Below are 1,510 nucleotides of genomic sequence, written 5' to 3'. Positions count from 1 at the left end.
CCGGGAGAGGATGTTGAGGATCAGCTCGTCGCTGGCCGTTCCGTTCGCCAACGCTTCGCGCACGGCAGCCTCTACCGGCTCCAGGCCATCGGTGAGCACCGCCGAGAGGACCCGCACGAACCTGCGATCGGCCTCGTCCCCGGTGCCGAGCCTTCGCCGTAATCGGTGCAGGGCGGGCGGCAGATCCCAGTCCTGGAACGGTGCGCCGTTACGCAGCGCGCCGGGCTTGTGCGCGAGGACCGGCAGATAATGCCAGGGATCGTATATCGTGCGGTTCCGACCGAAGTGGCGCTCATGCTCCCCGACGATCGCATCGCCGCAGCGTATGACGATGCGATCGGCATAGGAGCGCACCTGAACGGTCCGGCGTGCGGCCGTCGACATGACCGAGTAGCGGTTGCGATCGAAGCTGATGAGGCAGGTGCCGGTGACGGCATGCTCGCTCTCATGGAAGCCGTCGAACGGTGCCAGGATCGGCTGCAGGGCCGGTCGCTCCATATCCAGCGCCTCGGCGACGGTAATATCCCCGCGTTCGGGATGGGCATGATGCTCGGCCCAGCGCCGGCACTCGGCCTCCAGCCACCCGTTGAGCTCGGCCAGGCTGGCGAACCGGAGCCGCGGCTGGAAGAAGCGGCCTCGGATTGTCTGGACCTGCTGCTCGACCTGGCCCTTCTCCCATCCCGCCGCCGGCGAGCAGGCGGTCGGCTCGACCATGTAATGATCGGTCATGATCAGGAAGCGGCGGTTGAACACACGCTCCTTGCCGGTGAACACGGCCGTCACCGCCGTCTTCATATTATCGTAGATACCGCGTCGCGGCACACCGCCGAAGAACGCGAACGCCCGGGCATGGGCATCGAACAGCATCTCCTGGCCCTCGCGCGGATAGGCCCGGACATAGGGTGCGCGCGAGTCGCAGAGACGCATATGCGCCACCTTCACCCGCATCGGCTTGCCGGCGATCTCCACATCCTCGTGGCTCCAGTCGAACTGGTAGGCCTCACCCGGCTGGAAGGTCATCGGGATGAACGCCGGTGCGCCTTCGCCAGCATCCTTCCGCCGCGCAGCACGCCAGCGCGCCGCATAGCGGCGCACCGCATCATAGGATCCATCGAACCCCTCGCGCACCAGCAGGTCATGGATACGCGTCATCCGTAGCCGATCGCGGCGGCCGCGACCTTCGTTCTCCTCAAGCAGCGCATCGAGACGATCCTGATAAGGACCGATCCGCGGCAGCGGCTGGACTTTGCGCTGATAGTTGAACGCCGCCTCCGGCGACCGGATCGCTTTGCGGACGACCTTCCGCGACAAACGAAGGTCACGAGCGATCGCCTTGATCGCCTTACCCGCTGCATGCTCACGCCGAATCCGAACCACTGTCTCCACGATCAACATCCCGTTCTCGCCAACTGATCAAAACCAGTCGGCCGACTAAATCCCCGGGATGAAGGGGTCCTTTTTGCACGCCGATCACCCCACGAAGGGGGTGCCTATTGCACGCTGATCCTCA

At 65.2% G+C, this 1,510-nt stretch carries 1 protein-coding gene; it reads right to left on the bottom strand.

Translation table 11 applies throughout. The features are described from left to right. The coding region (istA, locus tag SAB01S_RS17885; protein WP_062734679.1) for an IS21 family transposase at positions 1-1,395 on the bottom strand (1,395 nt) is incomplete at its 3' end. Between the last annotated feature and the right edge of the window lie 115 nt (positions 1,396-1,510).

The sequence above is a fragment of the Sphingobium abikonense NBRC 16140 genome (assembly GCF_001598335.1).
In the GTDB taxonomy this organism is placed as follows: Bacteria; Pseudomonadota; Alphaproteobacteria; order Sphingomonadales; family Sphingomonadaceae; genus Sphingobium; species Sphingobium abikonense.
Note: the sequence above shows the minus strand (reverse complement) of the source record. Positions and strands in the feature narration are given on the sequence as shown.